The sequence below is a fragment of the Gloeobacter kilaueensis JS1 genome, assembly GCF_000484535.1.
Lineage (GTDB): Bacteria > Cyanobacteriota > Cyanobacteriia > Gloeobacterales > Gloeobacteraceae > Gloeobacter > Gloeobacter kilaueensis.
The window spans coordinates 2535358-2560503 of the sequence record NC_022600.1; the positions used below are offsets into that span (position 1 = coordinate 2535358).

Consider the following 25146-nt stretch of genomic DNA (forward strand, 5'->3'; position numbering starts at 1 on the left):
CGTAACGCTCCTGGGGGAAGGGGCCGATATTTGCTGGAAGGTGTCGAAATCTGCGCGTTCAAGCAGATCAAGGCCAGACCACTCCAGGACACACGACTCCCCTGGAAGTGGTTGCAGAGAAGGTCGAGATCCAACGGACCATCAAGACTCTGTCTGCCTTGCGCTGAGGACTATGTCAGGATAAGCAACTCGGCGCGCTCGAATTTGAAGCAACCTGCTACTGCCTCTTAACCTCTAGCGGCACCGGGACCAACTTATGCAGTCAGATTCTGAAAAGCACGGTTCTAAGACAACTCTAGGAATGCATTCGCTCAAGATGACCCGCTATCTCATAGCCCCGAAGGTGTCTGTTTCTAGAAAATTTAGATACCACATAACCGCTGAAACACTGACCCCTCTGGTGCCGGGAGAATAGTTTTAACATGCAGACTGGCTTCAACAAATAACACGCCCCTGGGCAGTATTTCGTAGTTTTTGCTACAAACAATTGAGTGCCTGAAGGTTGCGATCCGGGCAGTTCGTGCCTCGTTTCTCCCGTATAAAGTTGCACTCATCATTCAATTTTTCACTCTTGCCTGTCTAGTTTTTGGGGAAAAATTGGTAGCAAAGCACTAGCTCTTGAACATTCTGCGCAGAGGCGGAGCGATGCACTGCAGGGGGTCTGTCCGTTCTTGAGTCGATAGAAATATGCCTACATTCTCTCTCATCTGTCCAGGAGCCTGAACAACATGGCACCCAAAGAATAGTCAGCTTGAGCGCCGGCCCCTGGCAACAGGGGATCGCCCGATCCAGGTACGATTGAGCAGAAGCAGGCGGCAGGCAACCCGCCTGCCTGGGGGATTTTTCTTGGCAGAAACGCCGCTTCGAGAACGCTTTAATATCTCACGACTGGCTCTCAAGTACCCCTGGTTGACCGTCGGCTTCTGGCTGGCGGTGTCGATCGGTGGGGCGGTGAGCTTCACCTCGCTCAAGTACGCGCTGTTTCCCGATATCACCTTTCCGGTCGTGGTGGTGAATAGCACCCTTGCCGCCTCCGATGTCGAGCGGACCGAGGCGCAGCTCACCCGGCCCATCGAGCAGCGGTTGCGCCGGATGACGGGCGTAGACAAGGTGCGCTCCTCCAGCTATCCCGGCCATTCGGTGGTGAGCCTGTCGCTGGCGGTCGGCACCGATCCCGCCGCCGCCAGCCGCGAGGTGCGGGCGGTGGTTGGGGCGCTGAGCTTGCCTGTGGGCACCCGCTTTGAGGTGGTGCAAGTTAACCTCAACGAGTCGGCGGTGGTGAGCTACGCCCTCGAAAGCGATACAGCCAATCTCACTGCCCTGGCGGGGATTGCTCGAAGCGAGATCGTCCCTGCTCTCGAAAAGGTGCCGGGGGTGCTCAAGGTCACCCTTTTAGGCAGCGGCGAAAGTGCAGTGCGCCTGGGTGGCCGCGACGCGCTCGCCGTGCAGGTGATCAAGCGCGAGAACGCCAACGCGCTGGTAGTCGCCCGCCAGGTCCAGCAGCAGATCGACAGGTTGCACGGGCGCTTCCGGCTGGTACTGGCCGCCACCCAGGCCGACTACATCCGCGAGGCGAGCCTCGCCACCGTCGAGGCTCTGGCCCTGGCGATTGCCCTCTCGGTGCTCGTGATCTTTCCGTTTTTGGGGAACTGGCGGGCGACGCTCATCTCCGCCCTGGCGATCCCCACGTCGCTGTTGGGTACGTTCATCGTCATGGCCCTGTTTGGCTTTAACCTTGAGACGATTACCCTGCTCGCCCTGGCGCTGGTGATCGGGATCATCATCGACGATGCGATCGTCGATGTCGAAAACATCGCCCGCCACCTCGAAGACGGCGAGCCGCCGGCGCAGGCAGCGATTGCCGCCACCGACGAGATTGGCCTGACGGTGACGGCGGCAACCCTCACGGTCGTGGCGGTGTTTCTGCCGGTGGGCCTGATGGGGGGCGTGCTCGGGCAGTTCTTTCGGCCCTTTGGCCTCACCGTCTCGGCGGCGGTGATCACCTCGTTGCTGGTGGCGCGCACCCTCTCGCCCCTGCTCGCTTCCCGCTGGCTGAAGTCTGGTACCCAGCAGCCAAAATTTTCTGGCTTTCCTTTCTGGCCGCAGGTGATCGAGCGCTACCGCCGCCTGCTCGCCTGGTCGCTCGATCACCGCCTTGGGGTGCTGGGGATCGCCCTGGCGAGTTTTTTAGGCGGAGTGGCGCTCATCCCCCTCATTCCCAAGGGCTTTATTCCCCACCTCGACCGGGGCGAATTTAACGTCAATTACACTGGCGAACTGGGTAGCTCGATCTTTGAATCGCGCCGGGTCGCTGTCGAGATCGAAGCGGCGATCCGCCGTTTTCCCGAAGTCCAATCGGTCTTCACGACGATCGGAGCAAGCGGCGGCCAGACCCACCGAGGCACGCTCTACGTGCGCCTGCGGGCCGATCGCAAAGTCAAGACCTTCGATTTTCAAGACACCCTGCGCGCCCGGCTGCCGCGCCTCGCCGAAGTCGATATCAGCGTCGATGACATTCCCTTTATCGAAAACGGCAGTCAGAAACCTGTCGAAGTCGCAATTCTGGGCGAGGATCTATCGCTGCTCAATCGCGGTGCTCTGGCCCTCAAGGACCGCCTCACATCAAAGAGCGGCTTCGTCGATGTTGCCCTGAGCGGAGCCGGTCAATACCTGGGCGAGCAGGTCGAAATTAGCCATCTAAACGGCAGACGGGCCATCTACCTCACCAGCAACCTCAACCACGGCCTGACGATCAACGAGGCGACCGCCCAGATCGAGGCTGCGGCCAGGGCCGTCCTGCCGGCGGGCCTGCGCCTGAGTTTTGGCGGCGACACCGAAAATGTCTCCAACGTCTTTGGCGGCTTTGCCCTCACCCTGGCTCTGTCGGTTGGCTGCATCCTGGCGGTGCTGATTGCTCTATTTCGCAGTTGGGTCGAGCCGCTCGTCATCGTGCTGGCCCTGCCCCTGGCCATCGTTGGAGCGATGGTCGCCCAGTTTGTGACCCATAGCGAATTTGGGATGATCTCGGTCATCGGGATCATCTTTTTGCTGGGGCTGGTCAACAAGAACGCGATTATTCTTGTCGATTACATCAACCAGTTGCGCTCCCGTGGTCTTTCGACCCGCGAGGCGATCCTCCAGGCCGGTCCGATTCGTCTGCGGCCCATCTTGATGACGACGGCGGCGGCCATCCTCGGCATGGTGCCCATCGCCCTCGGCCTCGGGGCAGGGGCTGAGCTGCGATCCCCGATGGCGATTGCGATCATCGGCGGACTGCTCACCTCGACCCTGTTGAGCCTGATCGTCGTGCCCGTCGCCGACAGCCTGATCGCCGATCTAAGAGCCGGGAAGTATTTTTTTTGATGTCGCTGTGTCCGCTTTTGCCGGTTCCTGTATGAGTCGCAACCCGTCGGCTCACCCTGCAGCGGGGCTTGCCGCCCCCTGGGATTGGGGAGTGCCAATCCTACTGCAGGCATATCCCTTTTTGCCGTTGAAACTGGCTGCAGAAGGGCCACTATTGGAAGTAGATGCCGGCGCTGCTCAAAGGGCAGGCGGGCAGTGGCCGCAACCAGACCTGTACGGTCCGCGCTGTTCTCAGGAGGGAAATAGGATGCTCTCAGCAGATACGATGCCCAGGTTGTACCTCACCGAGTGTGGCGTGGTGTTGTTCCTGCACCTCGGGCTGGCCGAATTCAAAAATTCTCTCTGCGATGCCTGGCAGGCAGCGGTCGAGTTGCTGGACGGCAGGATGATCACAGGAACCCTTGCCCGCCCGATCGGCGAAGCTCCCGACCTGTTGTGCGCCAACCAGCTCGCAGCCCAGCTCTGGGATCAGAGCCGGGCCGCTTAGCTTTCGGACTCCCAGAGCTGCCGCATCTGGGGGCAGGTGCGCAGGAGTTCGTCGAGCTGGCCCTGGGCAATCAGGCGGCCTGCTTCGAGCACCAGGATCTGATCGGCGCGTTCCAGGGCGACCCGGCGGTGGGAGACGACCAGACAGGTAAGGTCGGGTTGGGTAAAAAGCCGCTTCCAGAGCTGGCTTTCGGTCTCGACATCGAGGGCACTGGAAAGATCGTCGAAGACGAGGAGCTGGGCGTCGCGCACGAACATCCGGGCGGCAGCGGAGCGCTGCAGCTGGCCACCGGAGAGCTTGATGCCGCGCGGGCCCACCACCGTGTCGAGTTTGTGCTCCAGCCGCTGGACATCCTGTTCGAGGACGGCAGTGTAGAGCGATCGCTCCAGCCGCTCCTCCTCACCGAGCAGTCCCTGCCGCACGTTGTCTTCTAAAGTTTCACTAAAAAGGCGCGGCACCTGGGGGGTATAGGCGCAGCGAGGCGGAATAAAAAACGAAGCCGGATCGCTTACGCTCTTCCCGTTCCAGCGGATTTCTCCTGCCCGGTGGGGCAGCAATCCCAACAGGACCCGCAACAGCGTCGTCTTGCCCGAACCGATGCGGCCAGTGATTACCGTAAACGATCCCCGCCGCAGGACAAAGTCGATCTGATCGATGCCCCGCCGGCTCTCGGGGTGGTGGTAGGTGAGTCCCCGCACCTCAAGGCGCTGAAAGGGAACATCGGCAGCCGGGGCGGGCAGCAGGGGCGGACTGGTGGTGAGGTATACGGGAGCCGCTGCAACCAGGCGGCGGGGGTCGCTGCCGGGGAGCAGTTGGGCGAGGCGGGCAAAGGAGACGCTGATTTTTTTGTGCAGGGCGATCAGGTGGCCAAAGGAGTACATCTTGTCGGTGAGGCGGGTGAGATAGCTGACGAACAAAGCAAAGTCCCCGACGCTGAAAGTGCCGTTGCGCAGAGAACTGGCGACGAGCAGCAGGATGCAGCCCACGCCCAGGTTAAAGACGCTCTCGCCCAGCGAATCGACCAGTTGGGTGGCGACATTGTCCCGCAGGCTCAGCTTGCGGCGGTGCTCGTTGATCTGCTCGAAGCGATCGATGAGGCGTTCTTCGCCGGCAGCGAGCTTGACTGCCAGCACCGAGGCGAACAATTCACCCAAAAAGCCTGTGACCTGGCCGCCGGCCTCGCGGCTGGCCTCGCGGCAGCGGCGCAGGTATTCCCCCAGAACGTTGGCGGCGACAAAAAAACCGATGAGCGGCAGAGACAGGCAGGCCGTCACCAGCGCATCGATGCGCAGGAGAATGGCGAGGCTCACACCGACAAAGAGCAACTCTCCCCAGAAGTCCACCCAGCTTTCGAGGTACTCCACCGCCTCGTCGATGTCGTCGCGCAGGCGGCTTATCGCCTCGCCGGAGGAACCGGGCAGTACCCGCGCCCCCGGTCCCTGCACCAGCCATTCGAGAATATTGCCCCTCAGCCAGGCGGCGATCGTGTAAAGAAGGGCGGACCAGGTAAGACAGCCGGTCCAGAAGGCGGCCATGCGGGCGACGGCGACGGCAACCAGCAGCGCTATCGGCAGCCAGACGCTCCCGGCACCGCTGTGGCCCGTAGCCAGGGCGTCGAAGAAGGCTTTGATCGCAAGCCCCGCCACTAGGGGCAGGCTGTGGAAGCAAAGCCAGCAGAGGGTCGTGAGCAGATACAGGCCCAGGCGGTAGCGCAGAAGGCGGCCCAGGTAATACCAGGTATTCATGTGAGGATTTCCGAAAGATCGTTTGCCAGAAGCCGGGCAAAGCGCGAGCGGCGGTCGGCGGCGAGGGCGGCGCGCTCGCCCTGCTCGACGATGCGGCCTCCGTCGAGGATCAAGATCCGATCCACCCGGCGAACGGTGCTCAGGCGGTGGGCGATGATGATGCCGGTGCGCCCCGCCATCAACTGGCGGATCGCCCGCTCGACGCGCTGCTCGGTGGCCGGGTCGAGGCGGGAGGACGGTTCATCGAGGATCACAAGCCCCGGATCTTTGAGGAGTACCCGCGCAAAGGCCAGAAGCTGAGCTTCCCCGGCTGAAAGTCCCTTTCCGGCGGCCATCAGTTCGGTGTCGAGGCCGCACTCAAGGCTACCCAGCCAGTTTGCCAGATCGACTTGTTCGAGCGCTGCTATCAGGCGATCGTCGGGAATCTGGCGATCGAAGAAGGTGAGGTTGTCGCGCACGCTGGCTCGAAACAGCTGCACATCCTGGGTGACGACGCCGACGCGCTCGCGCAACTGGGATCGATGCACGGCCCATAGATCCGTGCCTCCCAGGCAAATCGTCCCGGACTGCGGCTGCCAGAGGCGCAGCAGCAGGCGCGTCAGGCTGGTCTTGCCGCTGCCGGTGCGGCCCAATAGCCCCAGCACCTGACCGGCAGGCAGCTCGAAGCTCAGATCAAAAAGCACCGGTTTGCCCTGGGCGTAGGCAAAGTTCACCCGCTCGAAGCGCACCGCGAGCGCCCCGGCCTCAAGGCACAGAGCCTCGTGCTCCGGCTCCGGCTGGGACCGGATCGCCAACAGCTCGACGATCCGGCCCAGGCTGGCGGTCGCCTTCTGCAGGTTCGACAGTTCCGTGGTCAACTGCTCCAGCGGACTCTGCACCAGCTCGGTGTACTGATAAAACAGGTAAGCCGTGCCGAGGCTGATCGCCCCGACCGCGTAGAGCCAGGCTCCGACCGCGCAGGCGAGCACCCCGCCCAGGGCGAAGATGGCGATCGTGACAAGCCAGAGCAAAGCGCGGCCTGTCCAGGCCCGGCGGCCTTCCTTGTACAGCGTCGCCATCACCTGCCAGTAGCGGCGCAGGACGTGGGGACCGGCCCCGTTGGCCCGGATGTCGTCCAGGCCCACCAGCCGTTCTTCTAAAAAGCCGAATAACCCGGCGCTCGCCTGGCGCTCGGCGCGGATCGCCGCTACGGCCACGTGGCGCACGCGGCTGAGGGCATAGACGCCCAGGGCAGCAAAGAGCACCAGGGCCAGCCCCGCCTGCCAGTTTTCTATCCAGACGGTGGCGATCGTACCTGCCAGCAACAGCGCCGCACCCATTACCCGCAACAGAAACTGCGAAAAAAAGTTCGACAGGGCGGTAGTATCGCCGTCGATGCGCTCGATGAGTTCCCCCGGCGTGCGCTCGTGGTGAAAGGCCATCTCCAGCTGCAGACAGTGGCGGGCCAGATCGGCGCGCAACTGGTTGGTGGCCGTCCAGCCGACGTTTTCGCCCACCCAGACCACCGCCAGGGCACACAGTTGCTGTACCAGACCAACGGCAAGAAACACCCCCCCAGATCCAAGGAGCACCGGCACCGGCGACCGGGCGAGGGCAGCGTCGATAAAAAAGCGCACCACCTGCGGATTGGCCAGTTGCAGGCCGACGGTGGCAAAGAGCAAAAGGGCAAGTAACACCACCCTGGGCCACTGCGGCCAGAGATAAAGCGACAGGAAACGTCTGTACTGCTGAAAGGTCAGGAGCATAAAAAAATTCCCAAAAAGCGGCAAAAAACCAGCCACCGATCGAGCCTGCCCAGAAACAGTGCAGGCAGGCAGCGATGAAAGATAGACGCAAAAGACGGAGGACCGCGCCCTAAAGGCTGTCCAGCACGATCAAGATGAGCAAAAACCTAACGGTGGCGATCAGCCTGGGCGTTGCGGAGCGTGTAAATTGCGTACTTGAGCATCGTAAGCTCCTCCCCTGGGGGCCAGGGCTGTGCGAAAACCGCGACTTCGAGGCTAACAGAGCCGAGGATGAGGTGTCAATGCAGGTACATCCTGAGAAAATGAGGATCGAGACAAAAGATGCGAGAAAAAGCGATGAAAGCTCCAGCCTCTCTCCTCGCTGCCCTGCTCACCCTCGCCGCCCCGGCCATGGCCCAGAGCCAGCCTGCCGTCCCGCCTGCAGGGCCGACGGCCTTCGGCACCGCCCTGCAGCTCACCCGCGCCGCCGCTACCTTCGATTCGACGTACTTCTATCCGGCCACCTACCAGTTCACGATCAAAATTCCGCCGGAGGCGCAGCAGGCGCTCGCCCGCGTCACGATCGCCCTGCCCGACAACTACGGCCCTGCCGGGGGCCAGCTACCGGACCCGCGCGCGGTGACGGCGTTTTTGCCCACCGAACCGGAGGCGCAGCGGCCCCAGAGCCCGGAGCGGCTTTTGCCCGCCCGCGTGCGCCTCGAAAACCAGGCGGTGGTGATCGACTTTAACGAGCCCGTACCGGCAGGACAGATCCTCACCGTCCAGTTCGACCAGATGCGCAATCCCCGGTTGGGGGGCACCTATCTTTTTGATGTCAACGCTCTGCCCGCCGGTCCCCGGCCCGTCTCACAATTTGTTGGCTTTGGACGGCTGGTCTTCCGCGAGGGCGGCTTCCGCTTTCCTTAAAAAGCGCGATTTACTGGTTGCCGGTGTAGCGGCCCAACTGCACCGTGCCCTGCTGGGCCGGGTAGTCCTGGTACGGATCGATTGCGTAGCTGCCGACAAAGCGCTCGCGCGTACAGCGGGCCGTTACGCGCATGGTGAAGCCCTGGTCGAGCACGCCCGATAGTTCACAGATATTGCCCTGCCGGGTGCCCGTCAGGATGCCGCTGCCCACCAGGGGCGGGGCAACTTTTAATTGGGCTGTGATCTGATCGCCGTCAATTTTCAAGGCGACGGCGGTCACCGCCTTCTGGCCGACGGTGGCGTTGAAGGCGGTCCCGGCGTAGATGATCTGCGTCGGCAGCCTGGCTGCTACTGTTGGCGGGGGTGCCTCCGGCTCCTCGACCGGAGCCGGCTGCGGTTTGGGGCGGGCAGCGATGCTCGGGGTCTGGCGGGGCGGCGCTTTTGGTGCTGTCGGTGCCGGTTTGCTCCTGGCGGCGGCCACCGGTTGCGCGACTTTTGGTGGGGGACTGGGGCTGGCCGGAGGTTTTTCGGCAGTCTTGATGGCCGGGGCCGGTTTTGGGGCGGCGGCAGTCTTTTTGGGCGCGCTCGTCACTTTTGGCTGTTGCGGCAGTTTTGGTTCCACCGGAGCCGGGGCGGGCGCTTTTGGCCAGAGGACCACCGCGATGAGAACGGCAGCCCCACCGAGGCCCGCAGCGATGAGGGGCGAAAAGCCCCGGCGCGCTGGCGTGGCAGGAGGCCGCACCGGTGGGGGCTCGACTGCCGCCATTACCGTCGGCGGTACCACCTCGGTCGCCGCCCGGCCCTGGCTCTGCTGCCAGGCCAGCTCCAGTTGCTGGTAAAGAACAACAGCGTTCGCCGGGCGCGCCCTCGGATCTTTTGCCAGGCACTGCTGGACGACCGCCTCGATCGCCGGTGGGATCATCGCCATCGTCCGGGGCGGGTCCATGTTGTGGGCCTGGTACCAGGCGGCGTAAGAATTTTCTTCGACAACAAAAGGAAAGTCCCCGCACAGCATCTCGTAGAGGATGAGGCCGAGGCTGTAGATGTCTGAGCTGGCCTCGACGCGCCGCCCCTGCAACTGCTCCGGCGAAGAGTAGCGGGGCGTGCCCATGTAGCCCTGGGTGAGCGAGGTCTGGCTGGCGGTCGAGGCATCGTACAGCAACTTAGCGATACCAAAGTCGAGAATCTTGACCCGCTCGCCCGTCTGGGCGTCCGGCAGCAAAAAGATATTCGCAGGCTTGAGGTCGCGGTGGATCACCTGCTGCTGGTGGGCGAGAGCCAGGCCGTCGCACAGTTGCCGGGCCAGAGCGATTGCCGCCGCCAGGGGCATTGCCCCCTCCCGCAGGCGCACCTCCAGACTGGTGCCCCGCAAGAATTCCATCATGTAGTAGGGCTGATCGCGGTCTTCGAGCACCCCGTAGTCGCGGATCTGGACGATATAGGGGCTCTGCTCGCCCAACCGGGCGCAGATCGCCGCCTCGTCGCGAAAGCGCCGCCGGAGAATGTCGTTGTCGAGGCAGTTGGGAGCCAGCAGCTTCACCGCCGAGAGCAACGTCGGAATTTCGAGGTGCTCGGCCCGGTAGACCGCTCCCATCCCGCCGGAGCCGATGCGCTCGCTCAGCCGGTAACGGCCAATGACCCGGCCCAGCAGGGGGTCGCGCTGATTGGCAGGACTGTACATGGCAGCAGAACAGGACGCTCCGCTGCTATCTTACCTGCCGCGCCGCCGCCCTCTGGGCACCGGTCAGCCCTTGCTCACAAAGAACCGTTACATATACTACATAAATTCTGGACGCTGGCTGGGCCGGGGCGTAGCCTTGAGGGCAACTGTGTATCGCACACGACATTGCCCCCCACGCCTGGGATAGGAACGCCGATGAAGATGATGGTTGTTGTCCAGAAAATGGCTCTCACTGCGGCGGCTCTGGTGCCGCTGTCTGGTTTTTCTTTACCGGCGGCTGCCGAGCCGCCGACCGTAACCCTCTATCTGCTGCAGTCCACGGCGTTTCGCTACTTTGAAGCAAAAGATTACTGGACGGAGGACTTTTTTGCCCGTGGCGTCGCTCAATACCAGTCAGGCAACCTCACCGGAGCGATCCAGGCGTTCGATAGGATCATTGCTGAGCAGGCCGACGACCCGCTCGCCTACAACAACCGGGCAAACGCGCGCGCCGCGATGGGCGACCGACAGGGAGCGCTGGCAGATTACGACCGGGCGCTGGCGCTGGCACCGGATTATGGCTTTATCTACTACAACCGGGGCATCAACCGCTCCGCCCTGGGGGACCGGCAGGGAGCGCTGGCGGATTTTAGCGAGGCTCTGCGCCTGGAGCCGGACAACCTGGCGGCTTACAACAATCGCGGCATCGTGCGCTACCGCCTGGGGGACCGGCAGGGGGCGCTGGCGGATTTTGACCGGGCGCTGCAGATTGACCCACGCTACTTTCGCGGCTATCACAACCGGGGGATTGTCCGTGCCGGCCTGGGCGATTGGCAGGGAGCGGCAGAGGATGCCCGCAGCGCGAGCAGCATCCAGAAACCGGCGGGACGCGGTACAGACTAAGCCTGGACGGGCCGGGAGCTGTCGAAGTGGACCCAGCGCAGGAGGTAGGGCTGGGAGCGCACCTGATCTACCAGTTGCTGGATACCGCGATTGCTCAGCACTGTAGCGCTCCCGGCGACGATCAGCGATTTGACTTCGGCGCGGGAGATCTTGACGGTGCCGCCACTGGTGAGCATCGCCGTCGAGCGGGTGATCTCGCGCAGGGTGGCGTAGGCAAACAGCATCGGCAAAATGCAAAATAACCGGATCGGCACCGCCTGGCGGGGAATCGCGAGCAAGTAGGTGAGGGCAGCGTCGAGGTCTGCCCAGGCCAGCTCCACCAGTTCAGCCAGGGCCGCCCGGTTTTTTTCGAGGTGGCTGTCACTCAGCAGCGTTTGCTGGCTGCTGCCGTGCTCGCGCAACGAGTGCTCGGGGATATAGATCGAATTTTCGTGCTCGGCGTCCCAGGCGATGTCCTTGAGAATGTTGACGGTCTGGAGCGCCTCGCCGAAGGCTTCGCAGTCGGCGAGCAGCGTCCTGTACCGGTCGTGGTCGATGCTGCCGGAGTGTTCGTGCCAGAGATCGGTGAGCAGGTGACCGACGGTGCCGGCCACGTAGTAGCAGTAGTCGTTGTACTCTTCGAGGGTCTGGATGCGGATGCCGTGCGGGTAGAGGGTGACGAACTTTTTCATGCCCACGACCATCTCATCGACCCAGCGCTGGATGATCCGGCGGGTAGGTTCCGGCAGGGTGCGGTAGACCTGAAAGACCAGATCGGCGTGCTGGACGAGCTGGACGTGGGCACTCTCGCCGTTGACGCCTCCTGTCTCGCCTGGAAACTTATCAGCCGCTTCGGCTGCTTCGAAGCAGGCCATAAACCGGGCAAGCAGGCTGACTTTTTGGGATGCAGAGGCGATCGGGTCGTCTTCGAGGGTGTCGGCAATCCGCATCAGCAAATAGGAACAAAGCACCGCCCGGCCCAACCGGCCCGGCAGAAAGCGAACGCTGATCGCAAAAGTTCTCGAAACTTCGGGAAGAATTTCTTGACAGAACCGTAGAGCGGACTTTTGGTCCCTGTTCGCCTCACGGGCGCTCTGCATTGTCTCTCACCCCTGGACACACCATATTGGAAATTTAGCCTACTTCAGCCTGGGATGTTCCTGAACAATGAGCCGATTGTCCGGGTTCGTACTCGCAAACTGATCTCAGATAGATTTGCCCACCCAAACCGGCAGCAATAGCGCCGGGCGGAACCGAAAAATCCTGTGCCGCCGCACGCGCAGGTGCCCAGACGGCAACCGTGTCAAACACAAGTGAGCTTCTGAGCGCCCGGCTACCGGGCTTAACTGCAAGGCCACTAAGAGCATACAGGATTTGGTGATGATAAGTGTTCATGCCCATAGCTGGCAAAAATGAGACGACATTCAAGCAGATTCCGCAATTAAATGAAGCGATTTTGGGGAAGCAACCGGCGCAATTAGCGCAAGAAAATGGGCGGGCCGTTATCCAAAGCTGCGGCGATAGCGGCCAAGGGCAGTAAGGGGAAAGTGCTGCTGGTACAGGTGATACTTCAGGTAAAAGTGGCCAGGAAAACCGGTACCGGTAAAGTGGGCTTCGTCCCAACTGCCATCGCTTTTTTGGGTCGAAAGCAAGTAGGCGATGCCGCGATCGATGGCGGAGCGGGCGGGCATGCGGGTGACATGGGCCGCCTCGATAAGACCGATGAGCGCCCAGGCGGTCTGGGAAGCCGTGCTCGGTCCCTGGCCCATCAGCGAACGATCGTCGTAACTGCGGCAGGTTTCTCCCCAGCCACCGTCCGGGTTCTGACACTGCACCAGCCAGGCGGCGGCCCGTTCGATCGCCGCTCGCTCCTCGGGAGCGAAGGGAACGAGGGCGGCGATAACGCCGCTCGTGCCGTAGATATAGTTGACCCCCCAGCGGCCAAACCAGCAGCCCTCCGGCTCCTGGACGCGCCGCAGATAATCGAGGGCGCGACGGCGGCTTTGCGGGTCGATGGTGAGGGCAGTGCGACCGTACATTTCGAGCACCCTGGCGGTGACATCGGCGGTGTTCGGGTCGATCATCGCCTTGAGGTCGGCGTAGGGAAGGCTGTTGAGCCAGTGGGCGTCGTTGTCGATGTCAAAGGCAGCCCAGCCCCCCTCGCGGCACTGCATCGAGGCGACCCAGCGCTCGGCGCGGACCATTGCCTGGCGCTTGGCCACCTCGTCCGGGAGCCGCACCGCCTCCAGGGCCATCACCACCACCGCCGTGTCGTCCACGTCCGGATAGTAGCGGTTGACAAATTCAAAGGCCCAGCCCCCCGGCGGCCCGGCGGTGTTCTTGATCGACCAGTCGCCGTAATCGAGGATCTGCTGGGTGAGAATCCACTCGCCCGCCCGCACCAGGGCCGGGTGATCCGGGGCGCAACCCGCATCGACCAGCGCCCGCATCGTGAGGGCGGTATCCCAGACGGGCGAGACGCAGGGCTGGACGCGGTAGGTGCTCTCCGTCTCGATGACGAAGCGGTCCACCGCCACCATCCCCCGCCGCACCACCGGGTCGCAGGCGTCGTAGCCCAGACAGCGCAGCGCCAGCAGCGAGTTGAGCATCGCCGGGATGATCCCGCCCCAGTCGCCGCTCGCTTCCTGCCGCTCGATCACCCAGCGCTCCGCCGCCCGCACCCCCTCTTCGCGCCAGGGGACAGCTCCCAGGCTCTCGCTCAGTTTGAAGACCCGGTCGAGATCGACGAAGAGGTTAGCGAACCAGTCGTCCGGGTGGCGGGGCAATTCAAAGCGGGCTTCGGCGCGGCCCTCGGCGTAGAGTTCATCGAGGGTGATCGCCGGGTCGGTGGCAAAGACCGGCTTGCGATCGAAGACGACAAGAAGCGGCACCGTGCTGCCCCGCGCCCAGCTCGACAACTCGTAGATGCTGACCGGCAGACCGGCAGGCAACAGCATCGCCCAGGGGGGCAGCGAAGGGATGCCCCGCCAGTCGTAGCAGCCGATGAGGGCGAGGTGGATCTTGGTGAAGATGCGCGAGCGGCTGATGCCGCCCCGGCTCACGATAAATTCCCGCGCCCGCACCAGCGCCGGATGGGCAGCCGACAGCCCGAGCAGCTTCAAGCCCATGTAGGCTTCGATCGATGTGCTCAGATCGCCGCCGTCGCCATAAAAAAGTTCCCAGCCACCGTGGGCGCGCTGCTCGCCCAGCAGGTAGGCCGCCGCTTTTGTGAGCGCCCGCTCGCCGTCGGTCCCCCAGATCTTGTGCAGGAGAACGACCTCGGCGGTCATCGTCACATTCGATTCGAGTTCTGCCCACCAGTAACCGGCAGCGGATTGCCGGGCCAGTAGATGTCCCTGGCTCGCCTCGATCGCCCGCTCGAGCCGAACCTTCTCAACGCGCGGTTGAACCTGCATAGCTTCTGTGTTCCGTTCACTCCTTCTGGCCATTGTACCGGAGGAGTCCGCTCGCCTTGACCCCCACCGCTGGCGGCGAGACCGTAAGATAAGACCCATGGACATTTTTGCCGCTGGTGTTGCATCGGGCGGGCTGGTTGCCTGGCTGGCGCTGCTCGCCCTGCGCGGGCAGTTCTGGCGCTCCGATTGCGTGCTCGATCCAGACGGGAGCGAACTGGAGGCGAGCGGAGCCTGGCCCGATGTCTGTGCGGTCGTCCCGGCCCGCGACGAGGCGAGCGTGCTCTCTGAGACGCTGCCGACGCTGTTGGGCCAGCACTATCCAGGCCGGTTCTGGATCGTGCTGGTGGATGATCGCAGCAGCGACGGCACCGGCGATCTGGCGCTCGACCTCGCCCGGGAGTACGGCCAGAGCGAGCGGCTCACCCTCGTGCGCTCCGAAGCGCTTTTGCCGGGCTGGAGCGGCAAGCTCTGGGCGATGGCCCAGGGGGTGCGCCGGGGCGAAGCGTTCGCCCCCGAGTACTGGCTTTTTACCGACGCCGATATTGCCCACCACCCGGACAATCTGGCGGCACTCGTGCGCCAGGCCCAGGCCGACCGGCGCGACCTGGTCTCCCAGATGGTGCGCCTGCGCTGCCGCAGCGTCTGGGAGGTACTGCTCATCCCAGCTTTTGTCTTTTTCTTTCAAAAGCTCTATCCGTTTAGCTGGGTGAACGATCCCGCCCAACCCACCGCCGCTGCCGCCGGGGGCTGCATCCTGGTGCGGCGGGAGGCGCTGGAGCGAGCCGGTGGCCTGGCTGAGGTGCGGGGCAGCCTCATCGACGACTGTGCCCTGGCAGCGGCCATTCAACGCAGTGGCGGCAGGCTCTGGCTCGCCCTCAGCCGCAGAACCCGCAGCCTCCGGCCCTACCCTGGCCTCGATTCGATCTGGAAGATGGTGGCGCGCACGGCCTTTACCCAGCTCGATTATTCGTTTGCCACCCTGGCGCTCACGGTTGGGGCGATGGGGTTTCTCTATCTGGCTCCACCGGTGCTTGCCCTGGTAGGACTGGTGACTGCCCAGCCGCCGGTGGCCTTACCGGCGCTACTCGCCTGGCTTTTGATGGCCGTCGCCTACCTGCCCACGCTGCGCTTTTACGAGCAGCCGCCCTGGCTGGCGCTGGCGCTGCCCCTCATCGCCGTGCTCTATGTGGCGATGACGATCGATTCGGCCTACCGCCACTGGCGGGGGGAAGGCGGTGCCTGGAAGGGCCGGGTGTACGGGGGCGACCAGTAAAGTTGACACCGCTGCCTCCCATTTCTGATAATGGGAAAGTTCAAAAATTCGCGGTCGTGGCGGAACGGTATACGCGCTAGCTTGAGGTGCTAGTGGAAGCAATTCCTTGAGAGTTCAAATCTCTCCGACCGCATTCAAATCACCTTATCTTCGATGTCTGCCCTGCCGCCCCTGAGCGAAGCCACTTTTTGGGAGATTCTTGGGGAGCAGATCCCCGATGAGACGGTGAATGCGCTTGTCTGGCACTACCTGGGCTACCGGCAAAATAGTGACGGCTCCTGGGACAATTCCGGGGTCGATAGCACCTGGCAGCAGGAATACCCGGAACCGCCCGATTTTATCGCGAGCCGCCCGGCCACGATCAAGCTCACCCGCTCGATCGATCCGGCGGACAAGCAGCTTCTTAAAGAGCACTTAGGCTTCGGCGGCTACCAGGTGTCAGAACTGACGCCCCGCCGCACCCGCCGCGCCACTGCCGTCAACTGGCTGCTCGCCTACCTGCGCCACCACCCGCAATAGGGGGCACCTTGCAGGGCCTGGACAGTTCTCTATAGTGGAGGTGCTTCCGCCCCCGCCTCCAGGAGACGCTCTGCATGATTGCCCGTCGGTTTGCCTGGGTTCTGTTATTTACTGTTCTTGCCAGCTCTCCCGCTGCCCAGGCGGCGACCAAGACTTTTACGATCGTGCAGGGGGTAGCTTCTTACACCGACCGCGACATCTTCGATGCCTGGACGGGCAAGACCAGCGACATCAAGGGCACGCTCAGCTACGACGATCAAAGCGGCGAGTTACTCAAAGGCGAAGTGCAGGTGGGCCTGGCCACGATCGACTCCGGCAACGGCGTGCGCGATGCGCGGATGCGCGCCGAATTTTTGCAGACCGACAAATTTCCAACCGCCAGCTTCAGCGTCGAGCGGCTCGAAGGCTTTCCAAAATTTTCCGAGTGGCGGCTCTGGGGACTCAAGCAGACCGGTCGGATCGTGGGACAGTTGACGATTCGCGGCATCACCCGGCCCGTCAGTTTCGACGCGGTTGCCGTTTTTTTGGGCAACGAACTGCAGATCACCGCCAAAAGCCAGATCAAGATGAGCGACTACGGCATCTCGCCGCCGAGCATCGTCTTTGTCACCGTCGAAGATGGGATTGGCCTGCAGGTGCAGGCAGTGGCCAAGCCTTCTCCCTGACGCCCTTTCACGTAAAGACGACGGTGCGGTTGCCGTAGATGAGCACCCGGTCCTCGATGTGCCACTTGACCGCCCTGGCGAGGACAATCCGCTCGAGGTCGCGGCCCTTGAGCTTGAGGTCGGCCACCTGATCGCGGTGGTTGACCCGCGTCACGTCCTGCTCGATGATCGGTCCCTCGTCCAGCGCTGCCGTGACGTAGTGGGCGGTGGCACCGATGACTTTGACGCCGCGCTCGTAGGCCCGCTCGTAGGGCGAAGCGCCGATAAAAGCAGGCAAAAAGCTGTGGTGGATGTTGATGATCTGCCCGCAGTAGCGCTCGACGAAGCGGGGGCCGAGGATGCGCATGTAGCGGGCAAGAACCAGAAAATCGGCCTGGCCCTCCAGCAGCGCCAGCATCCGCTCCTCCTGGCCAGCCTGATTGTCCCGGTCGATGGCAAACAGATAAAAGGGCAGGCCGTACCCGGCGGCCACCGCCTCAAGGTCGGGGTGGTTGCTGATTATCAGGGGAATTTTGACCGCCAGTTCCCCGGAGCGCCAGCGCCACAGCAGGTCGATAAGACAGTGATCGAGGCGCGAGACAAAGAGCGCCATGCGCTTGGGTTGGTCCGAGCGGACCAGCCGCCAGTCCATCTCGTAGTGGGCCGCGACCGGGGCGAAGCGGCTGGTGAAGTCTGCGTCGCCCTGCTCCGGCTCCAGGTAGAGAAATTCCAGCCGCATAAAGAAGACGCCCCCCAGCAAGTCGGTGCTGTGCTGGTCGGAGCGGACGATGTTGCCCCCCGCCTCCAGCACGCAGAGCGAGACAGCCGCGACGATCCCCTGGCGATCCGGGCAGGAGATGAGCAGGACGCGGGTGGGGGGAGCAGGGGGCATGGACGGCTACGCGGAGGAGAGCGTCTTTGAAATCTGGCTATGGGCCATCGCTACGTTCGGATCGCGCTGAACGGCGGCGTCGTAGAGATCTTCTGAGTTGGCTCCGATCTCGGGCTTAAGGAGGTGGGCGACCCGCTCGATAAAGGCGGCGGTATCTTCTACCGTCACCGGTTCTTTGGCGTCCAGCCGCTCGTCGATCTCGACGATCAGCTCCGAGAAGGGCCGGAGCCAGGCAAACCAGCGGTGCTCGGTCAGCAGTTGGAGCATCTCGCCGCTACTGTTGACCCGACCGTAGGTGCGCTCGTAGGCGATGCGTTCTGAATCGATCAAGGTCTTGTGCAGCCGGAGCAGGCCCTGGCGCAACTCGCTCAGGCGGCGGCGCGGCAGGTCCGAGGCCGGGCCGCTCGATGTTGAGGTGTGTGTCATAATTTATCCTTTTTAACGCAAGCGCACCGGCTCGGAAGCTTCTTTGAAGCGGCTGATGATCTCGATGGTGCGCTGGACATCGGCTGGAAAGATAACGATCAGCTCTCCGGGGGCGGCTTTGCCCAGGGTCGTCTCGATCGCCTCGGTCTCAGCCAGGATGCGCTGGTAGGGCAGGTCGGGGTTGGCCTGCTCGATGCCCTCGATGATCAGGTCCGCCGTCTCGCCGCTGGCGCGGCCCCGCCGGTCGTCGTCTTCTTTGACGACCACCGCATCGAACATCCCCGCCGCCAAAAAGCCGAGCTTGCGCAGGTCGTTGTCGCGCCGGTCCCCGGCACCGCCGATCACCCCGATCTTGCGCGGGTGGTCCATGCGCTCGAGCACCCGCTGGATCGCCTCGTAGCCTGCGGGGTTGTGGGCATAATCGACCATCACCTCGTAGTTGCCCACCGTAAAGAGGTTCAACCGGCCCGGCGTCTGGGCGGCGGAGGGCACAAAGCTGCCGAGTCCAGCCCGGATGTCGTCGATTTTGACCCCGTGCAAGAAGGTGGCGAGGGTCGCCGCCAGGGCGTTCTGGATCATAAAGACCGCCCGCCCGGAGAGAGTGACAGGAATATTGACCACCCGCTCGATTCTGAGCTTCCAGGCTCCCTTGAGAATCGAGATATAGCCGTCCTCGAAGACGGCGGCGGTGCCGCCCCGCTCGGCGTGCTCGATTAAAATCGGGTTTTTAGGATCGAGGCTGAAGTAGGCCACGGTGGCCTTGGCGTCGTGGGCCATATCCGCCACCAGCGCGTCGTCGGCGTTGAGGATGGCGTAGCCGCCGCTATGGACCGACTCGGGCACCACCGACTTGACGCGGGCCAGATCTTCGAGGGTCTCGATGTCTTTGAGCCCCAGGTGATCCTCGGTGACGTTGAGCACGACGGCGATGTCGCACTCCGGAAAACCCAGACCTTCGCGCAGGATGCCGCCGCGAGCCGTCTCCAGCACGGCGCACTCGACGGTCGGGTCTTTGAGCACCAGTTGGGCGCTAAAAGGACCGGTCATATCGCCCGTCATCACCTTCTGGTTCTGGATGTAGACGCCGTCGGTGGTCGTGTAGCCCACCCGCACCCCCACTCCCCTGAGGATGTGGGCGATGAGGCGGGTGGTCGTCGTCTTGCCGTTGGTGCCGGTGATGGCGATGATCGGGATGCGGGTGCGGGAGCCGGGGGGAAAGAGCATATCGACCACCGGCTCCGCGACGTTGCGCGGCAGACCCTCGCTCGGGGCGACGTGCATCCGAAAGCCGGGGGCGGCGTTGACCTCGATCACCGCTCCGCCCACCTCGGAGATCGGTTGTGAAATATCCGGACAGATAAGGTCGATGCCGCAGATATCGAGGCCGATGTTGCGCGAGACGCGCTCGGCCAAAAAGGCGTTATCGGGATGGAGGACGTCGGTGCGGTCGATGGCGGTGCCGCCGGTGCTCAAGTTGGCGGTGGATTTGAGATAGCAGATTTCGCCTGCGGGCAGCACCGTCTCAAGGCTCAGGCCGCGCAGCTCCAGCAGGCGCTGGGTCATCTCGTCGGTGGCGATGAGGGTGAGCACGTTCTCGTGGCCGTAGCCCCGGCGCGGATCGCGGTTCACCCGCTCGATCAGCTCCTGGATCGTCGATTGGCCGTCGCCGGTGACGTGGGCTGGAACCCGCTCGGCCACCGCCACGACCCGATGGTTGATTACCAGAATGCGGTAGTCGCGGCCAGTGATGTACTGTTCGACGATCACTTCTTTGGCTTCGCGGGAGAATTCCTGTGCCGCCTCGTAGGCGGACTGGGCCGTTGCCAGATCGCGGATGTTGACGGTGATCCCCTTGCCGTGGTTGGCATCGAGGGGCTTGATCACGACCGGATAGCCGCCGATATCGGCGATTGCCTCTTCGAGTTCGCTGAGGCGGCGGACGGTGGTGCCCTTCGGTACCGGAATCCCCATCCCGCCTAGGAGTTTTTTGGTCGCTGTCTTGTCGGAGGCCAGTTCGGTGGCGATGATGCTGGTGTTGGTGGTCGTCGTCGCCTGGATGCGCTTTTGATGAATGCCGTAGCCCAACTGCACCAGCGACTTTTCGGAGAGGCGGATGTAGGGGATGCCGCGCGCGAGCGCCTCCTCGACGATCGAGGCGGTGCTCGGGCCAAAGCGCACCTCCTCGCGGATCTCGCGCAGTTCCTGGATGTCTTGATCGAGTTCGTCGTACACCTCCCCCGCCGCCAGCGCCCGGCAGATGCGCACCGCCGCCCGTCCGGCGTAGCGGCCCGCCGCCTCCTCGACGTAGGAAAAGACGACGTTGTAGACGCCGTAGTGGGCCGTCTGGCGGGTGCGGCCAAAGGCGACATCCATCCCGGCCAGCGTCTGCAACTCAAGGGCGACGTGCTCGATGACGTGGCCCATCCAGGTGCCTTCTGCGACGCGCTCCATAAAAGCGCCGTCGCGCCCTTCTGAGCAGCCGTGCTTCATCAGGCTGGGCAGCAGGGCGAGCAGGCGGTCATAAAATCCGGGGATGAGATTGGTCGGTTTTTCTTCGAGTTCTTCGAGATCCAGTTGCATCACAATCAGCTTGTGGCGTCGGATGCTCCAGTAGTTCGGCCCCTTCAAAGCCCGCGTCTGCAATATTCTCATAGCTGAAAGTCAGTCCCGGCAAATCTGCCCGTCATTTAACCGCCAGGAACCAGCATAACGTTCTATCAGCTTTGGGCGGTAGGCGCGGGCGGCTGTATCCCCGCTTGCTCACCAGAAGCCGGCGCGCGTGCTACTAGTGAAGAGAAGCTTACGGAAGAGAGGACCCAATGGCTTTTACCCTACCGCCTCTGCCCTACGACGAGAGTGCTCTGGCTCCCTATATCTCGGCTCAGACGCTCAGTTTTCACTACGGCAAGCACCACAAGGGATACGTAGACACCCTCAACAAGCTGGTGGCAGGCAGCGAGGCTGAAAACACGCCGCTGGAAGAACTGATCAAAAGTGTCCACGGCCAGCCCGACAAGGCGGCCATCTTCAACAACGCCGCCCAGATCTGGAACCACACTTTTTACTGGAACAGTCTGAAGCCGGGCGGTGGTGGCGAACCTACCGGCACGATCGCCGAACTCATCAAGGACGCCTTCGGCAGCTACGACGAGTTCAAAAAGCAGTTCATCACCGCCGGGACCACCCAGTTCGGCAGTGGCTACGCCTGGCTGGTCAAAGACAAAAATAGCGGCAAACTCTCGGTAATCAAGACGCCCAACGCCGAAACCCCCCTCACCGATCCGACCAAGGTGCCGGTACTCACCTTCGATGTCTGGGAGCACGCCTACTACCTCGACTACCAGAACCTCCGGCCCAAGTACGAGGAGGCGGTGGTCGATCACCTGCTCAACTGGGAATTCGCCGAAAAGAATCTGGCGAGCGCCTGAACTTTCCTGATCCACATTGTCCAGCGGGTAGTGGTTACCCGCTGGATGTTTTTTTGGCGAGGACTACCCTGGAGAAAACCGTCATGCCCCGATGTGACCAATCGGCCCTTTCCCGACCGCGCTGAAGCGGGCAAATTGCTGGCGGAGCGCCTGATGCACTGTGCGGGCAGGCAGGATGTGCTGGTGCTCGGTCTGGCTCGCGGCGGCCTGCCGGTTGCCTTCGAGATTGCCCGCGCCCTCGCTGCCCGGCTCGATGTCTTGGTCGTGCGCAAGATTGGCCTGCCGGGCCAGCCGGAACTGGCGATGGGGGCGATCGCCCCGGCGGGTGTGCGCGTTCTCAATACCGCCATCATCCGCTCCTACCAGATCAGCGATGCGACCGTGGACGCCGTAGCCCAGGCGGAATTGCAAGAACTGGAGCGGCGCGAGCAACTCTACCGCACCGGCAGGCCCGCCGCACCGATCCGCGATCAGCAGGTGATCGTCGTCGATGACGGTCTGGCCACCGGAGCGACCATGCGCGCTGCCCTGATGTACCTGCGCGAGCAGCAGCCTGCCCGATTGATTGTCGCGATTCCCGTCGCCGCCCCTGCCGTCTTCGCCGTATTGCGGATGATATGTGACGAGCGCGTCAGCCTGCTCACGCCTGACCCATTTCACTCCGTCGGGTTCTGGTACGAGGATTTTTCGCAGACCACCGACGCCCAGGTGCAACAGTTGTTGGAGCGCGCCGCCCCATGGCAGTGACTGCGTAATGCCAGTGATAAGTAATGGCAGTGAAAGTGAAAGTGAAAGTGAATAAGTAGACGAAGCAAAATAAGCGTCAGGTTTTGGGCTGGAGTGGGGAGCTGGTCGTTCTTTTGCTTTTTGGGTATTTGCTAAAACCGTCCCCCACCTCCCCATACCCCCCTGCCCCCCTCTCCCCTCCTTCCCCCGCCGGGGAAGGAGAGAAGAAGGGGGTTCACTGTAACTGGGCTGCCGACGGGCCGGGTGCAGTCAGTCTTAGATTTGTCTCACTCCCCTCTCCCCTTGTGGGAGAGGGGCTGGGGGTGAGGGGTGAAATGGGTTTCAGATTTGTCTTATTTTTCTTCTGCTGCAAGGGACGCAGTGCTGCTTTGATTCAACGTTTAATTATCTGCGGGTATCTAGACCCGCAGATTGCGCTGCTCTGCCTCGGTGGGCGTCTCGTCTTCTAAACCCGCCCCGGTGGGCCGGGGAGCGACCCCCTGCTTTTCGCCTAGAAGCCCCTCGGGCCGGATGAGCATTACCAGGATCATCGCCGCGCCAAAAAGAACGAGCCGGTACTCGGTAAAGCCCCTGAGCGCTTCGGGCAGAACGATCAAGATCAACGCCCCCAGCGCCACCCCCGGCACCGAGCCCATGCCGCCCAGGACCACCATCGAGAGCACCATCACCGACTCGATAAGAGTGAAACTGTCGGGGGAGACGTAGGTGAGCTGGCTGGCAAAGAGCACCCCGACCATACCGGCCAGCGCCGCCCCGGTGGCAAAGGCCAATAACTTCAGCCGCACCGTATCGATGCCCATCGCTGAGGCAGCGATCTCGTCCTCGCGGATCGCCACCCAGGCGCGACCGATGCGCGAACGCTTCAGGCGGCTGGTCATCCAGTAGATGCAACCTACAAAGGCGAGCGCAATAAAATACAGCTGCAGCGGCTGATAGAGCGTGATCCAGCCAAAGCCCCCTGCGCTGAACCAGGGAATGGTCGGCCCCGGCACGTTGCTGATCCCGGCTGGCCCCTTGGTGAGCCAGTCGAGGTTGTTGAGCGAGATGCGGATGATTTCACCGAACCCGAGGGTGACGATTGCCAGATAATCGCCTCGCAGGCGCAGCGTCGGAGCCCCCAGCACCACCCCGAAAGCAGCTGCCAATAGAGCTGCCGCTGGTAGGGCCAGCCAGAAATTGAGGCCGTGGGAAAAGCCGATGGCGTAGGTGTAAGCGCCGACCGCAAAAAAGGCGATGTAGCCCAGATCCAATAGCCCCGCCATGCCGACGACGATGTTGAGCCCCATCGCGAGCACCATGTAGACCCCAACCGTCACCGCCACATTCGCCAGGTAACTCGGCTGCGAGGTAAGTTGCATCAATACCGGAATAATCAACCCCACTCCCAGAAGACCGTAGCGCCTGAGCGGTTGGGGTAGAGCTTCAATCCATCTTTGAATCCGTTGCTGCACAAGTGGGCTCAACGCACAGGTCGGCAGGATTCTAGCATCGCTGGGGCTTCCCCCCTGCCAACAGCGCAAGAAATTGCAAAGCAGATCAGCCCCTACGCACCCTGGCTTGCTTCCTGTGCCTCTATGTAAGCGAGAATCCGCTCTTTGTAGTTGTGCCGGAAACTGTCACAGCGATTGTCATGCAATACCGGATCCATCGCATGATGGGCACAACCACCCATACACACCGGCAGGGCGATACAGTTCGTGCATTCAGGATCGGTGAATGGATCGTAGTTGAGCCACTTGTGTAATCGAGTGTTGCAGTTTTTGTAGTCGCTGATATGGCCAATCACCTCTTGTGGATTGCCGACGGAATACGGGCACTTGTACAGTTCACCCTTGCTACCTACAATGAGTTCTTGAGAACGAACTGCCGTACAGGGCGTACCAACAGGTTTGGGCAACGAGGGCTTATCAAAACCGTAGCATTGAGCCAATTTCATAAACTCAAGCTTTATCTTCGCAAGCTCGATGTTGCTCAAGCAGCAGGAAGAGTAGCTAGCCGACGGTGCGGACGCTCCATCGTTGACGGCAACGATCTGTCCAGGATAGATGTGCAGCTTATCGCTCAGCCCCTCAGCCTGCAGAATCTGGAGAAGTTTCTCGACGTGACTCGTATTCTCCTGGCTGAGGTTGACTCGAATAGAAACGGACAGGTAATTGACTGCATGATGAATGTTTGCAAGGATTTTCTTGAACGTGCCTTTGCCATTGACAAGAGGACGCATCAAATCATGGACTTCAGGCGGTCCATCAAGCGTGATTTGAGCTGTGGCTACCCGACGCTTACGTAAAAGGTCACAGGTTTGTTCATCCAGCAAATAGCCATTGGTAATTATGTCGGCAACATAGGTGACGCCTGCTCGATCACAGCGTTCAATAAATTGATCGGATAGAGCGAGCAGTTGCTCCTTGCCAAGTAAAGGCTCGCCGCCAAACCAGCAGACCTCAAATCGCTGAAGCTTTTCTATTTTTTCATCAAGGAACTGTAAAAGTGCCATCTGTACTTCGGATTGAAGTATCGAACCATGCTTGTCTTCAAAGCAGTAGGGACAGCTAAAGTTGCAACCTAGACTTGTAACGATAGTAAGACCAAGCCTTGGAGTATGGTGGCGAGTAGAGTGATATCTACTCGCCACCCACTTCACCTCATCAGCATTTTCAGGAATTATGACACGATTCTCGACAAGCTTTAGAAGCAGCTGCGGTGAAATACAGGCATCTTGAGAACTAGCGATAAAGCTCTGAAGTGCCTCGAACTCTGGGTGAGAAAGCCGGAAAAAACCTGAGGTGGATGTGTTGAATACATAGCTGAAATGTACACGATGGATCCATATGTTGTACTTTGATTCCTGCATCTCTCGCCTTTTATTGCTATCGAGCTGGTCAGTAGAGCTGAGAAAACGTCAGATTTCATGCTAGGCTAAGCAATCCCTGAGCTATGACTCGAAGATCGGAGCTTTGATATTTACTCAGCTCCTATTATAGTAAGCAGTAACACGGGTATTACTGTTTCAAAG

At 61.9% G+C, this 25146-nt stretch carries 19 protein-coding genes and 1 tRNA gene; 10 read left to right on the forward strand and 10 right to left on the reverse strand.

Features of this window, described 5'->3' with window-relative positions; genetic code table 11:
• The first annotated feature begins 846 nt into the window (after positions 1 to 846).
• Together GKIL_RS11705 and GKIL_RS11710 are read left to right on the forward strand one after the other, a co-directional pair.
• Entirely contained in the window at positions 847 to 3363 is a 2517-nt protein-coding gene (locus tag GKIL_RS11705; RefSeq protein WP_023173829.1) for an efflux RND transporter permease subunit, read from the forward strand.
• Positions 3364 to 3628: 265 nt separating this feature from the next.
• Positions 3629 to 3850: a hypothetical protein gene (locus GKIL_RS11710; RefSeq protein WP_187293805.1), complete on the forward strand. Its 222-nt coding sequence runs from the start codon at positions 3629 to 3631 to the stop codon at positions 3848 to 3850.
• On the opposite strand, the gene GKIL_RS11715 is transcribed toward GKIL_RS11710, so the two are convergent.
• Both GKIL_RS11715 and GKIL_RS11720 read right to left on the reverse strand, forming a co-directional pair.
• Complete coding sequence (locus tag GKIL_RS11715) at positions 3847 to 5595, reverse strand: ATP-binding cassette domain-containing protein (protein ID WP_023173831.1); 1749 nt, start codon at positions 5593 to 5595, stop codon at positions 3847 to 3849. The two genes, GKIL_RS11710 and GKIL_RS11715, sit on opposite strands and share 4 nt — an antisense overlap.
• Positions 5592 to 7340 (reverse strand): ABC transporter ATP-binding protein, encoded by a 1749-nt coding sequence (locus GKIL_RS11720; protein ID WP_023173832.1) that lies wholly within the window; start codon positions 7338 to 7340, stop codon positions 5592 to 5594. The genes GKIL_RS11715 and GKIL_RS11720 overlap by 4 nt, the downstream gene beginning before the upstream one ends.
• A gap of 336 nt (positions 7341 to 7676) precedes the next feature.
• Here GKIL_RS11720 and GKIL_RS11725 point away from each other — a divergent pair, with 336 nt between their 5' ends.
• Positions 7677 to 8246 (forward strand): DUF2808 domain-containing protein, encoded by a 570-nt coding sequence (locus GKIL_RS11725; RefSeq protein WP_023173833.1) that lies wholly within the window; start codon positions 7677 to 7679, stop codon positions 8244 to 8246.
• A 10-nt stretch (positions 8247 to 8256) separates the two neighbouring features.
• On the opposite strand, the gene GKIL_RS22675 is transcribed toward GKIL_RS11725, so the two are convergent.
• Entirely contained in the window at positions 8257 to 9927 is a 1671-nt protein-coding gene (locus tag GKIL_RS22675; RefSeq protein WP_023173834.1) for a serine/threonine-protein kinase, read from the reverse strand.
• A 195-nt stretch (positions 9928 to 10122) separates the two neighbouring features.
• On the opposite strand from GKIL_RS22675, the gene GKIL_RS11740 reads away from it, so the two are divergent.
• The gene (locus tag GKIL_RS11740) at positions 10123 to 10809 is read left to right on the forward strand and encodes a tetratricopeptide repeat protein (RefSeq protein WP_023173835.1); all 687 of its coding nucleotides are present in this window, start codon (positions 10123 to 10125) and stop codon (positions 10807 to 10809) included.
• Here the strand turns inward: GKIL_RS11740 and GKIL_RS11745 are convergent.
• Both GKIL_RS11745 and shc read right to left on the reverse strand, forming a co-directional pair.
• Positions 10806 to 11888, reverse strand: coding sequence for a phytoene/squalene synthase family protein (locus GKIL_RS11745; RefSeq protein WP_023173836.1), 1083 nt, complete (start codon positions 11886 to 11888; stop codon positions 10806 to 10808). The two genes, GKIL_RS11740 and GKIL_RS11745, sit on opposite strands and share 4 nt — an antisense overlap.
• Before the next feature lie 402 nt (positions 11889 to 12290).
• Entirely contained in the window at positions 12291 to 14204 is a 1914-nt protein-coding gene (gene shc, locus GKIL_RS11750; protein WP_023173837.1) for a squalene--hopene cyclase, read from the reverse strand.
• 97 nt (positions 14205 to 14301) lie between these two features.
• Between shc and GKIL_RS11755 the strand changes: the two genes are divergently transcribed.
• From GKIL_RS11755 to GKIL_RS11770, 4 genes are all read left to right on the forward strand, one after another.
• Positions 14302 to 15477, forward strand: coding sequence for a glycosyltransferase (locus GKIL_RS11755; RefSeq protein WP_023173839.1), 1176 nt, complete (start codon positions 14302 to 14304; stop codon positions 15475 to 15477).
• A 50-nt stretch (positions 15478 to 15527) separates the two neighbouring features.
• A tRNA-Leu gene (locus tag GKIL_RS11760) sits at positions 15528 to 15610 on the forward strand.
• 20 nt (positions 15611 to 15630) lie between these two features.
• Complete coding sequence (locus GKIL_RS11765; RefSeq protein WP_023173840.1) at positions 15631 to 15996, forward strand: DUF1823 family protein; 366 nt, start codon at positions 15631 to 15633, stop codon at positions 15994 to 15996.
• 74 nt (positions 15997 to 16070) lie between these two features.
• Complete coding sequence (locus GKIL_RS11770; protein WP_023173841.1) at positions 16071 to 16661, forward strand: YceI family protein; 591 nt, start codon at positions 16071 to 16073, stop codon at positions 16659 to 16661.
• Between the two features lie 7 nt (positions 16662 to 16668).
• Here the strand turns inward: GKIL_RS11770 and purU are convergent, their stop codons facing one another.
• Genes purU through cphA form a run of 3 tightly spaced genes read right to left on the reverse strand, consistent with a single transcriptional unit; the run spans position 16669 to position 20610 of the window.
• The gene (gene purU, locus GKIL_RS11775) at positions 16669 to 17532 is read right to left on the reverse strand and encodes a formyltetrahydrofolate deformylase (protein ID WP_023173842.1); all 864 of its coding nucleotides are present in this window, start codon (positions 17530 to 17532) and stop codon (positions 16669 to 16671) included.
• A 6-nt stretch (positions 17533 to 17538) separates the two neighbouring features.
• The gene (locus GKIL_RS11780; RefSeq protein WP_023173843.1) at positions 17539 to 17958 is read right to left on the reverse strand and encodes a hypothetical protein; all 420 of its coding nucleotides are present in this window, start codon (positions 17956 to 17958) and stop codon (positions 17539 to 17541) included.
• 12 nt (positions 17959 to 17970) lie between these two features.
• Positions 17971 to 20610: a cyanophycin synthetase gene (gene cphA / locus GKIL_RS11785; protein WP_023173844.1), complete on the reverse strand. Its 2640-nt coding sequence runs from the start codon at positions 20608 to 20610 to the stop codon at positions 17971 to 17973.
• Positions 20611 to 20777: 167 nt separating this feature from the next.
• On the opposite strand from cphA, the gene GKIL_RS11790 reads away from it, so the two are divergent.
• Positions 20778 to 21386 carry a superoxide dismutase gene (locus tag GKIL_RS11790; RefSeq protein ID WP_023173845.1) on the forward strand — a complete coding sequence of 203 codons (609 nt, stop codon included), beginning with the start codon at positions 20778 to 20780 and terminating at the stop codon, positions 21384 to 21386.
• Positions 21387 to 21479: 93 nt separating this feature from the next.
• Complete coding sequence (locus GKIL_RS11795; RefSeq protein ID WP_023173846.1) at positions 21480 to 22133, forward strand: phosphoribosyltransferase; 654 nt, start codon at positions 21480 to 21482, stop codon at positions 22131 to 22133.
• 398 nt (positions 22134 to 22531) lie between these two features.
• Here the strand turns inward: GKIL_RS11795 and GKIL_RS11800 are convergent, their stop codons facing one another.
• Both GKIL_RS11800 and GKIL_RS11805 read right to left on the reverse strand, forming a co-directional pair.
• A complete protein-coding gene (locus GKIL_RS11800; protein WP_023173847.1) occupies positions 22532 to 23584 on the reverse strand; it encodes a branched-chain amino acid ABC transporter permease in 1053 nt (350 codons plus the stop codon).
• Between the two features lie 92 nt (positions 23585 to 23676).
• Positions 23677 to 24984, reverse strand: a complete 1308-nt coding sequence (locus GKIL_RS11805; protein WP_023173848.1) for a radical SAM/SPASM domain-containing protein — start codon at positions 24982 to 24984, stop codon at positions 23677 to 23679.
• Positions 24985 to 25146 lie beyond the last annotated feature (162 nt).